Genomic DNA, 17,067 nt, shown 5'->3' on the forward strand with positions numbered 1-17,067 from the left:
CGACAAGATGACCGACACCAAGCGTCCCGTCCTCGAAGTCCGCAATCTGAGTGTCACTCTGCCGGCTGGCGCCGACCGCGTTAACGCCGTCGAGAAAGTGAGCTTCACCGTCAATCCCGGCGAGATCGTCTGCCTCGTGGGCGAATCCGGCTCGGGCAAGTCGGTGATCGCCTTCACCATCATGGGGCTGCTCGCCAAGGCCCTGAAGCCGAGTTCGGGCGAGATCCTGCTCGAGGGCGAGAACATCCTGGCCGCCGACGAATCGCGCCTGCGCGAACTGCGCTGCACGCGCATGTCGATGATCTTCCAGGAGCCGATGACGGCGCTCAATCCGGTCATGACCTGCGGCCTGCAGATCGACGAGGTGCTGGCGACCCACACCCAGCTCGACGCCGCCGAGCGCAAGTCCAAGATCATCGCCATCCTCGACCGTGTGAAGCTGCCGGAGCCGGAGCGCATCTACGCCTCCTACCCGCACCAGCTCTCGGGCGGCCAGCGCCAGCGCATCATGATCGCCATGGCGCTGGTGCTCGATCCCGTCCTGCTGATCGCCGACGAGCCGACCACCGCGCTCGACGTCACCACCCAGGCCGAGATCCTGAAGCTGATCGCCGAGTTGCAGGAGGGCCAGGGCACGGGCGTGCTGTTCATCACCCACGATTTCGGCGTCGTCGCCGAGATCGCCCATCGTGTCGCCGTGCTGCGCTGGGGCGAGCTGGTCGAGATGGGCCCGACCGAGAAGATCCTGTCGCGGCCCGAGCACGCCTACACCAAGATGCTGATCTCCTCGGTGCCCTCGATCCATCCCGTGCATCGCGGCGTGCGCAAGGACGGCCCGACCGTGCTGCGCACCGAGAAACTCGGCAAGACCTACTCGGCCAGTGCCTTCTTCCAGAAGGCCCGCGTCGTGAAGGCCGCGGTCGACGTCGACCTCGACATCCGCAAGGGCGAGACGCTCGGCATCGTGGGCGAATCGGGCTCGGGCAAGTCGACGGTGGCGCGCTGCATCGCCCGCCTGATCGACCCGACCGGCGGCAAGATCTTCCTGGGCGACACCGAGATCGCCACCATGTCGGCCGGCAAACTCCGCCCGCACCGCCGCCGCGTGCAGATCGTCTTCCAGGACCCCTACCGCTCGATGAACCCACGCATCACCATCGGCGAGTCGATCATCGAGGGGCCGATGAACTTCGGCCTCAAGCGCGACGAGGCGCTGGCCCGTGCCCGCAAGCTGATGGAGACCGTGCGCCTCGATCCCAATTCGCTTGACCGCTATCCGCACCAGTTCTCCGGCGGCCAGCGCCAGCGCATCTGCATCGCCCGCGCGCTCGCCATGGAGCCCGAGCTGCTGATCGCCGACGAGGCGGTCTCGGCCCTCGATGTGTCGGTGCAGAAGCAGGTGCTGGAGCTGCTCGACGAAATCCGTGTCCGGCTAAATCTCGCCGTGCTGTTCATCACCCACGACCTGCGCGTGGCGGCGCAGATCTGCGACTACGTTGCGGTGATGAGCAAGGGCCGCGTCGTCGAATACGGCTCGGCCGAGCAGGTGTTCGGCTCCCCGCGCGACGACTACACCAAGGCACTGTTCGCCGCCGCCCCCGGCCGCAACTGGGAATTCGGCAAGTTCGCCGCGGCGTGATAGGCTTCCTGCGCTACAAGGAAAAGGCCAGCTAGGCAGCCGCTGCCGAGCCTCCCCCTGACCCGGCACCGGATCAAACGGCAGAACCGTGTCCAGGGAGGCTCACATGGCGGAGAGTGTCTACAAGGTGATCGAGCTGGTCGGCACCAGCAGCGAATCCTGGGAAAAGGCGGCGAAGGCCGCAGTGGAACGGGCAGCCAAGTCGCTGCGCGACCTGCGCGTCGCCGAAGTGGTCGAGCAGGACCTGGTCATCGAGAAGGGCAAGGTCTCGGCCTACCGCACCAAGGTGAAGCTCTCCTTCAAGTACGGCGGCGGCGAGTAAGGCAACGCCTCACCCTCATGACCTTTCATATTCCTCTCCCCCGCTAGGGGGAGAGGTTGGGTGAGGGGGTTACAGACTTCGCTGCCCCCTCACCCGTCCTCTCCCCCTAGCGGGGGAGAGGTGCATGAGGGACTATGTCCCATGTCCTCCGGCCTGCTCGAAGACGCCTCGTTCAATCAATCGCCGCCCTTCGGCGACGTCGATCTGTTCACCGCCGACCGGCCACTGGCCGATGCCGCGTCGCGCCTTGGCCTCGACGCCAAGGGATTGTCGGCCTGCGGCCGCGACTACGGCTCGGCGGCGACCCTCGATCTCGGCCGCGTCGCCAACGAGAATCCGCCCAAGCTCCGGACGATGGACGGCAAGGGCAACCGCCTCGACCTCGTCGAGTTTCATCCCGCCTATCACGCACTGATGGCCAAGAGCATCGGCCACGGCATCCACGCATCGGCCCACGACGGCACCGATCCGAAGGGCCCGCTCGCCGCCCGCGCCGTGCGTCTCTACCTCGCGACCCAGGCCGAGAGCGGCCACCTGTGCCCCATCACCATGACGCACGCCTGCATTGGCGCGCTCCGGGCGGAGCCCGGGCTGCTCAAGAAATGGCTGCCGAAAATTCAATCGCGCCACTACGATCCCCGGCCTTTGCCGTGGCGAGAGAAGAAGGGCGTCACACTCGGCATGGGCATGACCGAGCGCCAGGGCGGCACCGACGTGCGCGCCAACATCACCCAGGCGGCGAATAAAGGCGATCATGTCGAGATCACCGGCCACAAGTGGTTCATGTCGGCGCCGATGTGCGATGCCTTCCTGGTGCTGGCCCAGGCAGAAGGTGGACTCACCTGCTATCTGATGCCGCGCCATAAGCCCGACGGCAGTCACAACGGGCTGCGCTTCCAGCGCCTGAAGGACAAGCTCGGCAACAAGTCGAACGCCTCGTCGGAAGTCGAATTCCATGCCGCCTATGCCGAGCGGGTCGGCGCCGAGGGTGCGGGCGTGCGGACCATCATCGAGATGGTGAACCTGACGCGGCTCGACTGCGCCATCGCCTCGGCCGGCCAGATGCGGATCGCGCTCAGCCAGGCGCTGCACCACATCCGCAACCGCTCGGTGTTCCAGAAGAGGCTCGCCGACCAGCCAGCGATGCGTGCCGTCGCAGCCGACCTCGCCCTCGAACTGGAAGCCCAGGTGGCGCTGGTGTTCCGCCTCACCCACGCTGCGGATTGCGCCTCGACGGACCCGCGCGACGCGGCCTACGCCCGGCTGCTGACGCCTGCGGTAAAGTTCCTGGTGTGCAAGAGCACGCCGCAGGTGATCTACGAGTCGCTCGAATGCCTGGGTGGCAACGGTTACACCGAGGACCTGCCACTGGCCCGCTACTACCGCGAGGCACCGCTCAACGCCATCTGGGAGGGCTCGGGCAACGTCATGGCGCTCGACGTGCTGCGCGCCGCCGGCCGTCACCCCGAGGCCGCGATGGACACGCTGTCCCGGCTGGTGCGCACCGCCTCACAGGCCTTCAACGTGGCGCCCCTTGCCCAGGCGCTGGAACGGACGCTGAAATCCGCCGATGCCGAGCGCCGGGTGCGCTTCGTCTGCGAGGGCCTCGCCCGCATCGCCGCGCTGGCTGCCCTGGTGGACGCCAACTCGCCGTTCGCCACGCTCTATGGCGAGACCCGGCTGGGCGCCGGCCATTTCGCCCAGTTCGGCACTGCCGATCTCGGCACCACCGAGGTCCAGTTGATGGATCGTGCGCTGGCGGCCTGAGCGGCTGCGACAACCTGTCCGGAAAATAGTCGCGACGAAGGGCTCTTCAAAAAACATCGTTGCGCGCCAATCGCTTACGACGACCGACATCGACAGAACCGCGATTCGACTTTCGTTTCGGGTTCTTCGTAGGGTGCCTGCATGACCGAGCTTCTCCGGACAGCTTCACTCGACCGACGTTCGGCCGGACACTCCGAAGAAATTCCAGAATCGGAGTCAAAAAATGTCGCTGTTCAGGCGACAGGCGATGTCCGGTCCGAGAGGCGGAAATGCTCGACAGGACAATGACTTGCCCGCTTCGGCCGGGTCGCCCAAGATCACCAAAGTGGAATTTTTTTCTGTCGCTGTCTGAGCGACACTCAAAGGACAAATGAAAAAGATCTTTACCGCCTGCCTCGGCACCGAAACCAACACCTTCGCCGCCATCCCGACCGACCACCAGCTCTTCGAGGAGACCTGCCTCTTCCGCAAGGGCAGCTACGGCACGAACGTGCCGATGTTCGGCGCGCCGCTCGCTGTCTGGCGCAGCCGCGCCGAGGCCAAGGGCTGGCAGGTGGAGGAAAGCCTCTGCGCCTTCGCCCAGCCCGCCGGACGGACGGTGAAGAAGGTCTACGAAGCCTTCCGCGACGAGATCGTGGCTGACCTCAAGGCCGCGATGCCGGTCGATGGCGTGTTCCTCTCCATGCACGGCGCCATGGTGGCGGAGGGCTACGACGATTGCGAAAGCGACCTGCTCGCCCATGTGCGCAAGGTCGTGGGTCCGAGCGTTCCCGTCGGCGTCGAGCTCGACCTCCATTGCAATATCGGCGAGGGCACGATGCGCGACGCCACAGTGCTGGTACTGTTCAAGGAATACCCGCACGTCGACGTGTCGGACCGCGCCGACGACCTGTTCAACGTCATGGAAGGCGCCATCGAAGGCCGCACCAGGCCGGTGATGGCCACCTGGGACTGCCGCATGATCGGCGTGTTCCACACTACGCGCCAGCCGATGCGCGGCTTCGTCGACAAGCTCATGGCGATGGAAGGCAAGGACGGCGTGCTCTCGCTCTCGATCGCCCACGGCTTCCCGTGGTCGGACATCAAGGAGATGAGCAGCAAGGTCATCGCCGTCACCGACGGCGACAAGCCGAAGGCCGAGAAACTCGCACGGGAACTCGGGCAGGAATTCTTCGCCATGCGCGCGGCGACGCAACCGCCCTATGTCACGCTGGGCGCCGCCATGGCGCGCGTGAATTCGCACAATCTGCCCAAACCCATGGTGCTGGCCGACGTGTCGGACAATGCCGGCGGTGGAGCCGCTTCGGACTCGACCTTCGTCCTGAAGGCGCTGCTCGACGGCAAGGTAAAGGACGCGGCCATTGCCATGTTCTGGGATCCCGGCGCCGTCAGGCTCGCTTTCGAAGTCGGCGAAGGCGCCGAGCTCGACATCCGCCTGGGCGGCAAGCTCGGGCCGCAATCGGGCCCGCCGATCGATGCCCGCGCCAAGGTGCTGAAGCTCGAGAAGGACGTCTTCATCCAGTTCGGCGGCGCACGCAAAGGCACCAACCCGATCGGCGACGTGGCGGCCCTGCAGATCGAGGGGGTGACGGTGATCGTCAATACCAAGCGCTCGCAGTGCCACAGCCTCGACTGCTTCACCAAGCTCGGCGTCGATCCCTCGACCAAGAAGGTCGTGGTGGTGAAGTCGATGCAACACTTCCATGCCGCCTATGCGCCGATCGCGAGCGAAGTGGTCTATGTCGCCGCCCCCGGCGCCCTGGTGCCGGACTGGTCGCTGCTGCCCTACACCAAGGTCGACAAGGCGCAGTGGCCGTTCGTGGCCCAGCCGCACGCTGCATGAGGCCTCTCGCCCTTCTTGGCGTGATGGCCACGGCGATGGCGCCGAGTGTCGCCGTCGCGCAGTCACCCAACGGCGTCAGGACGCTCGATCCATCCGGCGCCATCAAGGCGGAGGGGACCTGGAGCCTGGGCGCCAGGGCCGGCGACTTCGTCTTCGTCGCCGGCATGCAAGGCGTCGATCCCGCGACCAACAGGCTGGTCCAGGATCCACAGGCCCGTATTCGCCAGGCCTTCCTCAACATCCGGCTGATCGCCCAATCGGAGGGCGCCAGCCTGCAGGACTGCGTGCGACTCACGATCTACGTCAGTGACCTCAAGATGTTCGCGCCCATGGTCGACAAGGCGCAGGCCGAACTCTGGGGCAAGCCGCCCTATCCGCCGCGCACCATGGTCGAGGTCCGGCGCCTGTTCGACGACGATATCGTCGAGATCGACAGTGTTTTTTACGCGCCGAAAAAGCCCTGATTACAGGGCGTTTACACGGCCCGCCCACATTGGTATGGTCCGCCGCGTCGCGGCCCGGGATGGACGTTTTGTCGTGTAATATCAACGACTTAACGAGGTCCCGCCCCGGCGCGAGGGGCGCGATCCATGAAGATTCTCACCGGCAACAGCAACCGACCGCTGGCAGAAGCCATTTCCGCCAAGCTGGCGCTGCCGCTGGTCAAAGCCAACATCCGTCGCTTCTCCGATAACGAGATCTTCGTCGAGATCCTGGAGAACGTGCGCGGCGAGGACATGTTCGTCCTCCAGTCGACCAGCTCGCCGGCCAACGACCATCTGATGGAACTGCTGATCACCATCGATGCGCTGCGCCGCAGCTCGGCGCGTCGCATCACCGCGGTGATGCCCTACTTCGGCTACGCCCGGCAGGACCGCAAGACCGGCTCACGCACGCCGATCTCGGCCAAGCTGGTCGCCAATCTGCTGACCCATGCCGGCGCCAACCGCGTGCTGACGCTCGACCTGCACGCCGCGCAGATCCAGGGGTTCTTCGACATTCCCGTCGACAATCTCTATGCCGGCCCGGTGTTCTCCAAGGACATTCACGAGACGCTCAAGAATCGCAGCTTCACCGTGGTCTCGCCCGACACCGGCGGCGTGGTGCGCGCGCGTGCCATCGCCAAGCGCATCGATGCCGATCTCGCCATCATCGACAAGCGCCGCGAGGCGGCGGGTGTCAGCGAAGTGATGAACGTGATCGGCGACGTGAAGGGCCAGGACTGCATCCTGATCGACGACATCGTCGACTCGGCCGGCACGCTGTGCAACGCCTCGGTCGCGCTGATGGACCAGGGCGCCAAGTCGGTGTGCGCCTACGTCACTCACGGCGTGCTGTCGGGCGGTGCCGTGGCCCGTGTCGCCGCCTCGCCGATGGAGAAGCTGGTCATCACCGACTCGATCCAGCCCACCGAGGCGGTGCGGATTTCGCCCAACGTGCGGCCGCTCAGCATCGCCTCGCTGATGGCCGAAGCGATGAAACGCATTTCCGACGAATCGTCGGTGTCGAGTTTGTTCGACTGAAGATTTGGTCGACTGAGAAGTTCTGAGATCCGGCGATCGGCACCCCTGGAGGCCGCGCCGCGAGTGAGAGAGAAAAGAGCAACCCAAGGAGAAGTGAGATGTCAGAGACGACCAAAGTCGTCGCGAAGAAGCGGGATCGGGCCGGCAAAGGGGGCGCCCGTTCCAGCCGTCGCGAGGGACTGATTCCCGCCGTGATCTACGGCGACAAGCAACCCCCGGTCATGATCGCGGTCGAGCCGAAGTCGATCGAACGCGAACTGCACAAGGAAGGTTACTTCAACCACCGACTGCAGATCGACGTCGAGGGCACGGGCTACCAGGTCCTGCCGCGCGACGTGCAGGTCGACCCGGTGACGGACAAGCCCCTCCATCTCGACTTCCTCCGCATCGGGCCTGAGTCGATCATCACCGTGCAGGTCCCCGTCCACTTCAAGAACGAAGCGGCATCGCCTGGCATCAAGCGCGGCGGCGTGCTCAACATCGTGGCCCACGAGATCACGGTGCGCACCAAGGCCGACGCCATCCCGGAATATTTCGAGGTCGATCTGACCGGCCTCGAAATCGGCCATTCCATCCACCTCTCGACGATCTCGGTTCCCGAGGGCGTCCGCGTGGTGAGCCGTGACAAGAACGCCACCGTGGCGTCGATCGCCGCACCGACCGTGGTGCGCGAAGCGGCGGCCCAGGCGGCGGCAGATGCGGCGGCTCCGGCGGCGGCGACCGACGCGGCGGCAGCGCCGGCGGCGGGTGCTGCACCCGCGGCGGGTGGTGCTGCTCCGGCGGCAGGTGCTGCGGCTCCGGCGGCGGGCGGCAAGGCCCCCGCTCCGGCGAAGAAGTAGTCGGCGGAACAGGGTTCCGCCGGTCCGATGCTCCTGCTGGTCGGGCTCGGCAACCCCGGGCCCCGCTACGCGGGGCATCGGCACAACGTTGGATTCATGGCGGTGGACGAGATTGTCCGCCGCCGTGTTTTCCAGCCCTGGCGCGCACGGTTCAACGGCGAAGTGACCGAAGGTCATCTCGGCGGCGAGCGCGTCATCGTATTGAAGCCCATGACCTTCATGAACGAGTCGGCCAAGGCTGTGGGCGAGGCAGTGCGCTTTCTGAAAGTGCCGCTCGACCGCATGGTGGTGTTCCACGATGAGCTCGACATCGCACCCGGCAAGGTGCGCATGAAGAAGGGCGGCGGCGCCGGCGGCCACAACGGCCTGCGCGACATCGACGCCCACGTCGGCAAGGACTATCGCCGGGTGCGAATCGGCATCGGCCACCCCGGCCACAAGGACCTGGTGTTGCACTGGGTCCTGCGCGACTTCGAGCCGGATGAGCGCGATCCCAAGACCGGCTGGGTGCCGAAGGTGCTGTCGGCCCTGGCCGAAGAATCGGCGCTGCTGGTCGAAGGCGGTGCCAAGGCGGACGAGAAATACATGAGCCGGGTGGCGCATCTCGCGCCGCCTCCCGATCTCCCGGCCAGACTGGACATCAGAGAGTAAGCGGTCAGAAAGAGCAAAATGGGTTTCAATTGCGGTATCGTCGGCCTGCCCAACGTCGGCAAGTCGACCCTGTTCAATGCGCTGACGGCCACGCAGGCGGCGCAGGCGGCCAACTATCCGTTCTGCACCATCGAGCCCAACGTCGGCCGCGTCGCCGTGCCCGACCCACGTCTCGACAAGCTGTCGGCAATCGCGGGGTCGGCCAAGATCATCCCGACCCAGCTCGAGTTCGTCGACATCGCCGGCCTCGTCAAAGGCGCCTCGAAGGGCGAAGGGCTCGGCAATCAGTTCCTGGCCAACATCCGCGAGGTCGACGCCATCGCCCACGTGCTGCGCTGTTTCGAGGACGGCGACGTGACCCACGTCCAGGGCAGCGTCGATCCGGTACGCGACGCCGAGATCGTCGAGACCGAGCTGATGCTGGCCGACATGGACAGCCTGGAAAAGCGCCTGCCCAACCTCGAGAAGCGCGCCAAGGGTGGCGACAAGGACGCCGCCGCCGAAGCGCCGGTGGTCAAGAAAGCGCTCGAGGCACTGCGCGAGGGCAAGCCCGCCCGGGAGGCGGCGCTGACGGCCGACGAGCGGCCGGTCTTCCACGGGCTGCAGCTCATCACCGCCAAGCCGATGATGTACGTGCTGAACGTCGACGAAGGCTCGGCCGCCACCGGCAATGCCCACAGCGCCAAGGCCGAAGCCTTCGCCAAGGAACGCGGCATGCTGGCCGTGGTGATCTCGGCCGCCATCGAGGCCGAAGTGGCGCAGCTGCCGCCGGAAGACCAGGACGACTATCTTTCCTCTCTCGGCCTAAAGGAAACCGGCCTCGCGCGTGTGGTGCGGGCGGGTTACCAGCTTCTCGACCTCGTGACCTTCTTCACGGTCGGGCCGAAGGAGGCGCGGGCCTGGACGGTGCGCCGCGAAGCCACGGCACCCGCCGCCGCAGGGGTCATCCACACCGACTTCGAGAAGGGCTTCATCCGCGCCGAGACCATCGCCTACGACGACTATGTGACCCTGAAGGGCGAGGCCGGCGCGCGTGATGCCGGCAGGCTTCGCCTGGAAGGCAAGGACTACACCGTCAAGGACGGCGACGTCTTCCATTTCAGGTTCAATGTGTAACGCGCCAAGGCGCGTTACACATTGAACCGGCGAGCGGCAGCGCTTGTAACCAAGCGCGAAAGCTCGCACGGCGCGGAATAGACCAGAACGCGAGTGGCCGTTCTTTCTTCGGCGCTCCCGGACATTGCTGCGCAATGTCCTGACGCTTTCAGGCCGAGCTTTGCTCGGCCTACGACCCTATCGGCCCGCCGCCCTTCTTGGTGATGGCGATCACGGATGGCCTGGGCGGCATGCCGTCCTTGAAGTCGGGCCAGCGCGTCGACGGTTTCTCGAAGGTCGATCCGGCATCCTCGCCGGGATGCTGGATGGAAAGGAATACCGTGCTGTCGTCGGGCGTCAGGATCGGGCCGCAGACTTCCGCGCCGGTCGGCGCCTGGAAAAAGCAGCGCGTCAGGCCGCGGCCGTAACCCGCGGTGTCGGCGCCATAAAGGCCGTCGGCGATGCCGGCAGCCGTCGGCGCGCCGTCGGTGGCGATCCAGATGCGGCCCTTGCTGTCGAAAGCACAGTTGTCGACGCAGGACAGCCAGCCGTTCTCCGATGTCGCCCGGTGATAGCGCGCCCCGGCATCGATACCTGGCTTGCCGCCGGCAATGAAGATCGACCACGTACCTTCGGTCGAGGCATGGTCGCCGTCCTTGGGCGTGATTTCGATGACGTGGCCGTGGGCGTTGCGGGCCAGAGGATTGGCGCGATTGACCTGCTGTTCGGTGCGGCGCGTGTTGTTGGTGAGCATGACATAGACCCGACCGTTGACCGGATTGGTCTCGACGTCCTCGGGACGATCCATCGGCGTAGCCTTCAAGAGATCGGCGGCCACACGGGTGTAGATCAGGATGTCGGCCTGGCTGGCAAAGCCGTTCTCCGCCGTCAGCGGGCCCTGGCCATGAACCAGCGGCAACCACTCGACCTTGCCGTCGTCGGCGAATCGGGCGACGTAGAGCGTGCCTTCGTCCAGCAGGTTCTTGTTCGCCGCACGATCTTGACGATTCCACGGTTTGGCCGTGACGAACTTGTAGACATAGTCGAATCGCTCGTCGTCGCCGCTGTAGAACACGACCCGGCCGTCCTTGGCGAGGGCGTAGGTGCAACCCTCATGCTTGAAGCGACCGAGCGCGGTGCGCTTGATCGGCGCCGCCGAAGGATCATAGGGGTCGATCTCGACGATCCAACCGAAGCGATTGGGCTCGTTCGGCTCCTTCTCGACGTTGAAGCGATCGATGTGCTGCGCCCAGGCATACCAGGTGGCCTTCGAGATGCCGTAGCGCTTGTAGGCCTTGGCATCGGGCATCTTCTCGGCATCGCCGCCAAAATAGCCGTTGAAATTCTCCTCCGCCGTCAGCCACGTGCCCCAGGGGGTGCTGCCGCCGGCACAGTTGTTCAGCATGCCCAGCACCTTGGCGCCGGTCGGATCGGCAGATGTCTTCAACTTGTCGTGGCCAGCCGCCGGGCCGGAGACTTCCATCGGCGTGGTGCCGGTGATGCGCCGGGCGTATTTGCTGTCCGGTACGACCTTCCACGTGCCGCCTTCGCGGACGATCTCGACCACCGCACCGCCATGCGCGGCCATCTCGACCTCGACCTGCGGCTTGGATGCCCTGAGGTTGACGCTACGGCCCGAACCCAACCCGGCGAACATCAAGCCGGGATCGGTGTACTCGTGGTTGACGACCATGAGGAACCGGTCGTTCGTCGTGCTGCCGACGGGCAAGGCATGCAGGCCGATGAAGTCGCAGTTGTAGCCGAACTGCTTTTCCTGGGCCGCCGCCGTCAGGTTGGCGGGATCGAAGGCCGGTGCACCGGCCACGACCGGATCGCCCCAGCGGATGATCACTTGCGCCTCGTAGCCTTCGGGGATGTGGTGTGTCTTGTCGAGCCCATGGGCCACCTCCTTGAAGGTGAGCGATGACGGGCCGGTCTCCTGGGCCAACGCCGTGCTGCCCAGCAGTTCATGGCCCAATGCGGCAGCGGCGCCGGCTCCGAACAGGCCGCGCAGGGCGCCGCGCCGACCGAGCCGCCGCTCGATCAATTCGCCGATCGAGGGCTCGGTGCTGGCGTTCGAACCGACGTCTTCCGAATTGTCGTAGCTGTCCATCCCAATCTCCCTTGATGCTTGGGACCGAGGTAGCCCAGGCCCGCGATATCAACGCTGCAACTCTGTGTCACTTTCGTTTCAGCCTCATCCACAAGGCCCGTCCGCAAACCGTAGCGCACCTGCGGTATTTCCCGCGTGCCAAGTCATCCGAGGGACACGATCATGCGCGCCCCCGTTTGACCCCTGCGGCGGCGCGGCGCTAGCTTTCCCCCCAAACGACGAATGTCTGTGGGAAGGATCGCCATGCCGACCGCTGCTGCCATGCCGAACCTCGTGCCTCCGAAATTTCGGCTGCGTCCGTTTGCGGGCGGTCTTGGTGCCGAAATCGAGGGGATCGCGGTCTCGGCGATCGACGATGCGACCTTTCCGGCGATCTATGACGCCTTCCTGGCCCACCAGCTCCTGCTGTTCCGCGACCAGGATCTGCCGCCCGCCGACCAGATCGCGTTCGCCCGGCGGTTCGGCAAGGTACAGGTCCATGTCATGAACCAGTATCACGCCAACGCCCATCCTGAACTGTACACGCTCTCGAACGTCGGTCCTGACGGAAAGCCGAACGGCAGGCATCCGGACCGCGGAACGCTGGCCTGGCACACTGACGGATCGTGGCAAACGTACACGACCAAGGCGACGATGCTCTATGCCGAGGTGATCCCAAGCCGCGGTGGCGGTACCGGGTTTGCGGACATGTATTCGGCCTTCGAGGCAATGCCACCAGACGAGCAGAAGCGCCTCGCGGCGATGCGCGCCGTCCACAATCTCGATTTCTCGCGAAACCGCCGGCACGGCGATGAGCCCATGACCGATGCCCAGCGCAAGGCGGCACCGCCCGTCGAGCAGCCGGTTGTCCGGACGCATCCCGAGACTGGACGCAAGGCGATGTATCTCGGTGACCACGCCGAGCGCATCGTCGATATGGATTACGACGAGGGCCGGGCCTTCATCGATCGGCTCAACGATCGCATCGTCGAAATCTGCCGGACCTATTTCCACGACTGGCGGCCGCGCGACCTCATGGTCTGGGACAATCGCTGCCTCCTGCACAAGGCGGGGGCTTACGATCTCGCCACCGAACCACGGATCATCCGCCGCTGCACAGTCTTGGGCGACGTTCCCTCGTAAAAGACGCGGTGCCCGGCTACGGCAGCACGCGCTTCATCCAGCGCGCGGTGCCCTGGGCGTCCTGGCCGTCGGACGCTTCGAGCCTGGCGATGACGCGTTCGCGGTCGGCCAGCTCGCGATTCTGGCTGAGCTTGATCTTGGTTTCGACGCGCGAGAGGGGCATGCGGAACACCGTGATGCCACGCGTCTGCGCCTCGGCATTGCCGGCGGGCAGCCGGTCGAGGCCCCAGCCTTCCGGGCCGGCGGCCTCGTATTCGCGGGCAAGCGACGCCAGCACCTCGAGCGCGCCCTGGGTGTCCTCGATGATCTGCGGCCGGCCATAGGCGTGCACGGTCACATAGTTCCAGGTCGGCACTTTTACGCCCGGCGTGTACCAGGTCGGCGACACATAGGCGTGCGGGCCCCAGAACAACGCCAGCGATTCCGCAGGGCGCATGAACAGCTTCCAGTGCGGGTTCGCGCGCGCCACATGGCCGATCAGCGAGCCATGCGGCCCACCCGCCTCCTGCCACAGCAACGAAAGATGCGTAGTGAACGGCGCGCCATCCTCGGCCGTGGAGGTCAGCAGCGCCCAGCTATGGGCCCGCATGATCTCCCGGCCTATGGCCTCGTCGCCCTCGAAGTGCTTCGGCAAATACATCACTGATCCAATGGGTTGAATGCCACTGAATTACCATGTCCAATACACCGAACAGAGGGAGTTATTCTCATGGGCGAAGATATACGTCTTAAGTCGGCGGCCGGCGAAATCGGCGCCTATCTCGCGACCCCGAAGGGCGCGGCGCCCAATAATACGCCGAAGGGCGGCATCGTGGTCATCCAGGAGATTTTCGGCGTCAACCATCACATCAAGGCAGTGACCGACTTCTTCGCCAGCCAAGGCTACCTCGCCCTGGCGCCGCGCTTCTTCGACCACATCAAGACCGGCATCGAGCTCGGCTACACGCCCGACACCATCGCGGAGGGCCGCGGATACGTGATGCAACCCGGCTTCACCGACAAGGCGGTGCAAGACACCGAGGCGGCGATCCAGGAACTCAAGACTCGCGGCGCCAGGAAGGTCGGTGTCACCGGCTATTGCTGGGGCGGCACCATCTCCTGGCTGGCCGCGACGCGGCTGAAGCCCGACGCGGTGTCGGGCTATTACGGCGGCGGCATCCACGGCGCCAGGACCGAAAAGCCCACGGTGCCGACGCAACTGCATTTCGGCGACAAGGACATGCACATCCCGATGACGCACGTGAACGAGCTGCGGAAGCTCCATCCCGACGTGCAGATTTTCGACTATCCGGCCGACCACGGCTTCCATTGCGACGAGCGCGGCAGCTGGGATGCGGCGGCGTCCAAGCAGGCCATGGCCCGCACACTGGAGTTCTTCGGCAAGCACGTTGGCTAAAAGACCCGCAAAAAAGGCCTTCGATCCGACGGCGCGCGGTCCCCTTGCCGGGGTGCGCGTCGTCGACCTGTCGCGCCTGGTCGCAGGCAATATCCTCACCCTGCAGCTCGCCGATTTCGGCGCCGAAGTAATCAAGATCGAACCGCCCGAGGGCGACACGCTGCGCTCGTGGCGGGTCAAGGGCGTCGAGACGGCCTGGAAGGTTTACAGCCGCAACAAGAAGAGCGTGGCGCTCGATCTGCGCTCCGATGCCGGCCGCAAGATCGTGCGCGACCTCGCAGCCTCGGCGCATATCCTGGTCGAGAGCTTTAGGCCAGGCGTACTGGAGGACATGGGCCTCTCGCCCGCCGAGTTGCACGCGCGCAATCCCAAGCTGGTGATCGTGCGTATCTCCGGCTGGGGCCAGGACGGCCGCTTTCGCCACAAGCCGGGCTTCGGCACCCTGATCGAAGGCTATAGCGGCTTCGCCTCGATGAACGGCTTCGAGGACCGCGAGCCGGTGCTGCCGCCGATGTATCTCGCCGACGCCATGGCCGCGCTCTACGGCTACGGCGCCGTCATGGTGGCCTTGCGCGAAGTCGAGGTGAACGGCGGCACTGGCCAGACACTCGACCTGCCGCTGTTCGATCCGCTGTTCTCGGTGCTGGGCCCGCAGGCCGCAAACCACAAGCTCACCGGCGAGGTGAAAGTGCGGAGTGGCAGCCGTTCGACCAATGCAGCGCCTCGCAACGTCTACGAAACGAAGGACGGCCACTGGGTTTGCCTGTCGGCCTCGACGCAGGGCATGGCCGAGCGCGTGCTGGTCAAGATCGGCCGGCCCGAGCTCGTGAAGGATCCCAAGTTCGCCACCAATATCGAGCGTGTGAAGAACGGCATCGAACTCGACGGCATCATCGGCGGCTTCATCAAGGCGCGCGATCTCGCCACCAACCTGAAATTCTTCGACGAGGCCGGCGTCACCATCGGCCCGGTCTACGACATCGCCCAGATCGTGCAGGACGACTATGTGCTGGAGCGCGAGGCGCTGATCGAGATTCCCGACGAGGAGATGGGCGACCTGCCGACGCATCCCGTCGTGCCGCGCCTCTCCGGTACGCCTGGGGCACTGCGGACGGCGGCGCCCAAGGTCGGCGAGCACAACGAGGCGCTGTTGAAGCCGCTGCTGGGCGTGGGCGAATACGACAAGCTCTGCGCATCGGGAGCCATATCGAAGGGAAAGAAGAAGTGACCGTCTCTCGCCCCGCTCCGCCCGTCTGGCGCTCGACCCTCTACGTGCCGGGCAATGTGCCCAAGTTCATCGACAAGGCACACGAGCGCGGCGCCGACTGCGTGCTGGTCGACCTCGAGGACAGCGTCCAGCCGGCGCAGAAACCCGAGGCGCGCGCCATGCTGGCCGAGACGATGAAGAAGGTGGCGAAGGGTGGCGCCGACGTCGCCGTCCGCATCAATCGGCCGCTGCGGCTTGCGATTCCCGACATCGAGGCCGCGGTGCGGCCGGGTCTCTCCGCGCTGTTCATCACCAAGACCGAGGGTGTCCAGCACCTCAGCCTGCTCGACGAGATGGTGACCGAGCTTGAGCGCGAGCGCGGCATGCCGGTCGGTGGCGTAGGCTTCGGTGCCATGATCGAGCACCCGCGCGCGCTGAGCCAGATCCACGACATCGCCGAGCACGGCCCGAGAGTCATCGCCATGATGCTGGGCGGCGAGGATTTCGCGCTCGAGACCGGGTCCATTCCGAGCGACGAGTCGCTCGAGTTGCCCAAGCGCCTGGTGGCCTTTGCAGCACAAGCGCATGGCGTCGCGATGATGGGAATCCTGGGCACGGTGGCCGACTATTCCGATCCCGCCGCCTACAGGAAGAGCGCCGAACGCGCCCGCCGCTTCGGCTTTTCCGGCGGCACCTGCATCCATCCCGGTCTCGTGCAGGCGCTGAACGAAGCCTTCACACCCACGGCCGACGAAGTGGCCTACGCCAGAAAGCTGATTGAGGCCGACGAAAAAGCCGCGGCTGAGGGCCGCGGCTCGTTCTCGGTCGATGGCAAGATGATCGACATTCCGGTGATCGACCGCGCCCGCCGTCTGATCGCGCGGCACGAGGCGATCGAGCGCCGCCTCAAGAAGGCGGCGCGCTGACCGGGGTCAGTGCTTGTCGGACCACACCTGGCGCTTCACGGCGTACATCAAGCCGGCCAGCGCCAGAAGGAAGAGGATGACGCGAACGCCGGTGCGCTTGCGGTCCTCCATGTACGGCTCCGAAGCCCAGGCGAGGAATTCCGTAACGTCGGAAGCTTCCTGACCGATCGTGGCTTTGGTGCCGTCGGCGTAGGTCACCTTGTCGTCGGCCAGCGGCGGCGCCATGGCAATCTTGTGGCCGGGGAAGTAGGTGTTGAAGTTGTCGTCCTTGCCGACCGAGAACTCCTTGATCTGCGCCGGCGTCAGCTTGTCGAACGGCACGTAGCCCGTGAGGATGGCGTAGATGTAATCCGCGCCGCCTTCGCGCGCCTTGACGATGACGCTGAGGTCGGGCGGCGCCTTGCCGTTGTTGGCGGCGGCCGCAGCGGCCTCGTTGGGGAAGGGCTTCTTGAAGCGGTCTGACAGACGCGCCGGACGCTCGATCGGCTGACCGTCGTCGTTGAGGTCGGGCACGACGATGTCCTTGATCAGGCCCTTCACCTGATTGTCGGTGAGCCCGAGCTCCATCAGGTTGCGGTAGGCCAGCAGCGACAGCGAATGGCAGGCCGAACAGACCTCGGCATA

General features: G+C 65.6%; 16 protein-coding genes. 13 read left to right on the forward strand and 3 right to left on the reverse strand.

Annotated elements, in window-relative coordinates; genetic code table 11:
- The first annotated feature begins 7 nt into the window (after nt 1-7).
- The 9 genes from EPO55_RS16310 (at nt 8) to ychF (ending at nt 9,700) form a co-directional block, all read left to right on the forward strand.
- The gene (locus EPO55_RS16310; protein ID WP_296338071.1) at nt 8-1,639 is read left to right on the forward strand and encodes an ABC transporter ATP-binding protein; all 1,632 of its coding nucleotides are present in this window, start codon (nt 8-10) and stop codon (nt 1,637-1,639) included.
- 106 nt (nt 1,640-1,745) lie between these two features.
- Entirely contained in the window at nt 1,746-1,961 is a 216-nt protein-coding gene (locus tag EPO55_RS16315; protein WP_296338049.1) for a dodecin domain-containing protein, read from the forward strand.
- 141 nt (nt 1,962-2,102) lie between these two features.
- A complete protein-coding gene (locus EPO55_RS16320; protein WP_296338050.1) occupies nt 2,103-3,728 on the forward strand; it encodes an acyl-CoA dehydrogenase family protein in 1,626 nt (541 codons plus the stop codon).
- Nucleotides 3,729-4,098: 370 nt separating this feature from the next.
- Complete coding sequence (locus EPO55_RS16325; RefSeq protein WP_296338051.1) at nt 4,099-5,571, forward strand: M81 family metallopeptidase; 1,473 nt, start codon at nt 4,099-4,101, stop codon at nt 5,569-5,571.
- Complete coding sequence (locus tag EPO55_RS16330; RefSeq protein ID WP_296338052.1) at nt 5,568-6,035, forward strand: RidA family protein; 468 nt, start codon at nt 5,568-5,570, stop codon at nt 6,033-6,035. The genes EPO55_RS16325 and EPO55_RS16330 overlap by 4 nt, the downstream gene beginning before the upstream one ends.
- 126 nt (nt 6,036-6,161) lie before the next feature.
- Nucleotides 6,162-7,094, forward strand: a complete 933-nt coding sequence (locus EPO55_RS16335) for a ribose-phosphate pyrophosphokinase (RefSeq protein ID WP_296338054.1) — start codon at nt 6,162-6,164, stop codon at nt 7,092-7,094.
- Nucleotides 7,095-7,192: 98 nt separating this feature from the next.
- Nucleotides 7,193-7,933 carry a 50S ribosomal protein L25/general stress protein Ctc gene (locus EPO55_RS16340; protein WP_296338055.1) on the forward strand — a complete coding sequence of 247 codons (741 nt, stop codon included), beginning with the start codon at nt 7,193-7,195 and terminating at the stop codon, nt 7,931-7,933.
- Nucleotides 7,934-7,960: 27 nt separating this feature from the next.
- A complete protein-coding gene (gene pth, locus EPO55_RS16345) occupies nt 7,961-8,584 on the forward strand; it encodes an aminoacyl-tRNA hydrolase (RefSeq protein ID WP_296338057.1) in 624 nt (207 codons plus the stop codon).
- An 18-nt stretch (nt 8,585-8,602) separates the two neighbouring features.
- Nucleotides 8,603-9,700, forward strand: coding sequence for a redox-regulated ATPase YchF (gene ychF, locus EPO55_RS16350; RefSeq protein WP_296338058.1), 1,098 nt, complete (start codon nt 8,603-8,605; stop codon nt 9,698-9,700).
- 169 nt (nt 9,701-9,869) lie between these two features.
- Here ychF and EPO55_RS16355 read toward each other — a convergent pair whose 3' ends face one another.
- Complete coding sequence (locus EPO55_RS16355; RefSeq protein ID WP_296338060.1) at nt 9,870-11,792, reverse strand: PhoX family phosphatase; 1,923 nt, start codon at nt 11,790-11,792, stop codon at nt 9,870-9,872.
- Nucleotides 11,793-12,035: 243 nt separating this feature from the next.
- On the opposite strand from EPO55_RS16355, the gene EPO55_RS16360 reads away from it, so the two are divergent.
- Nucleotides 12,036-12,914, forward strand: a complete 879-nt coding sequence (locus tag EPO55_RS16360; RefSeq protein WP_296338062.1) for a TauD/TfdA family dioxygenase — start codon at nt 12,036-12,038, stop codon at nt 12,912-12,914.
- Nucleotides 12,915-12,930: 16 nt separating this feature from the next.
- Here EPO55_RS16360 and EPO55_RS16365 read toward each other — a convergent pair whose 3' ends face one another.
- On the reverse strand, nt 12,931-13,554 hold the full coding sequence (locus tag EPO55_RS16365; RefSeq protein WP_296338063.1) for an FMN-binding negative transcriptional regulator: 624 nt from the start codon (nt 13,552-13,554) through the stop codon (nt 12,931-12,933).
- A 69-nt stretch (nt 13,555-13,623) separates the two neighbouring features.
- Between EPO55_RS16365 and EPO55_RS16370 the strand changes: the two genes are divergently transcribed.
- From EPO55_RS16370 to EPO55_RS16380, 3 genes are read left to right on the forward strand one after another with little or no spacing between them, the layout of a single operon-like run.
- Nucleotides 13,624-14,310 carry a dienelactone hydrolase family protein gene (locus tag EPO55_RS16370; protein WP_296338064.1) on the forward strand — a complete coding sequence of 229 codons (687 nt, stop codon included), beginning with the start codon at nt 13,624-13,626 and terminating at the stop codon, nt 14,308-14,310.
- Entirely contained in the window at nt 14,303-15,538 is a 1,236-nt protein-coding gene (locus EPO55_RS16375) for a CoA transferase (RefSeq protein WP_296338066.1), read from the forward strand. The genes EPO55_RS16370 and EPO55_RS16375 overlap by 8 nt, the downstream gene beginning before the upstream one ends.
- Complete coding sequence (locus EPO55_RS16380; protein WP_296338068.1) at nt 15,535-16,443, forward strand: CoA ester lyase; 909 nt, start codon at nt 15,535-15,537, stop codon at nt 16,441-16,443. Before EPO55_RS16375 ends, EPO55_RS16380 begins: the two co-directional genes overlap by 4 nt.
- A gap of 6 nt (nt 16,444-16,449) precedes the next feature.
- On the opposite strand, the gene EPO55_RS16385 is transcribed toward EPO55_RS16380, so the two are convergent.
- On the reverse strand, nt 16,450-17,067 hold a 618-nt coding region (locus EPO55_RS16385), incomplete at its 5' end, for a cytochrome c1 (RefSeq protein ID WP_296338069.1).

Source organism: Reyranella sp., assembly GCF_004296935.1.
Lineage (GTDB): Bacteria > Pseudomonadota > Alphaproteobacteria > Reyranellales > Reyranellaceae > Reyranella.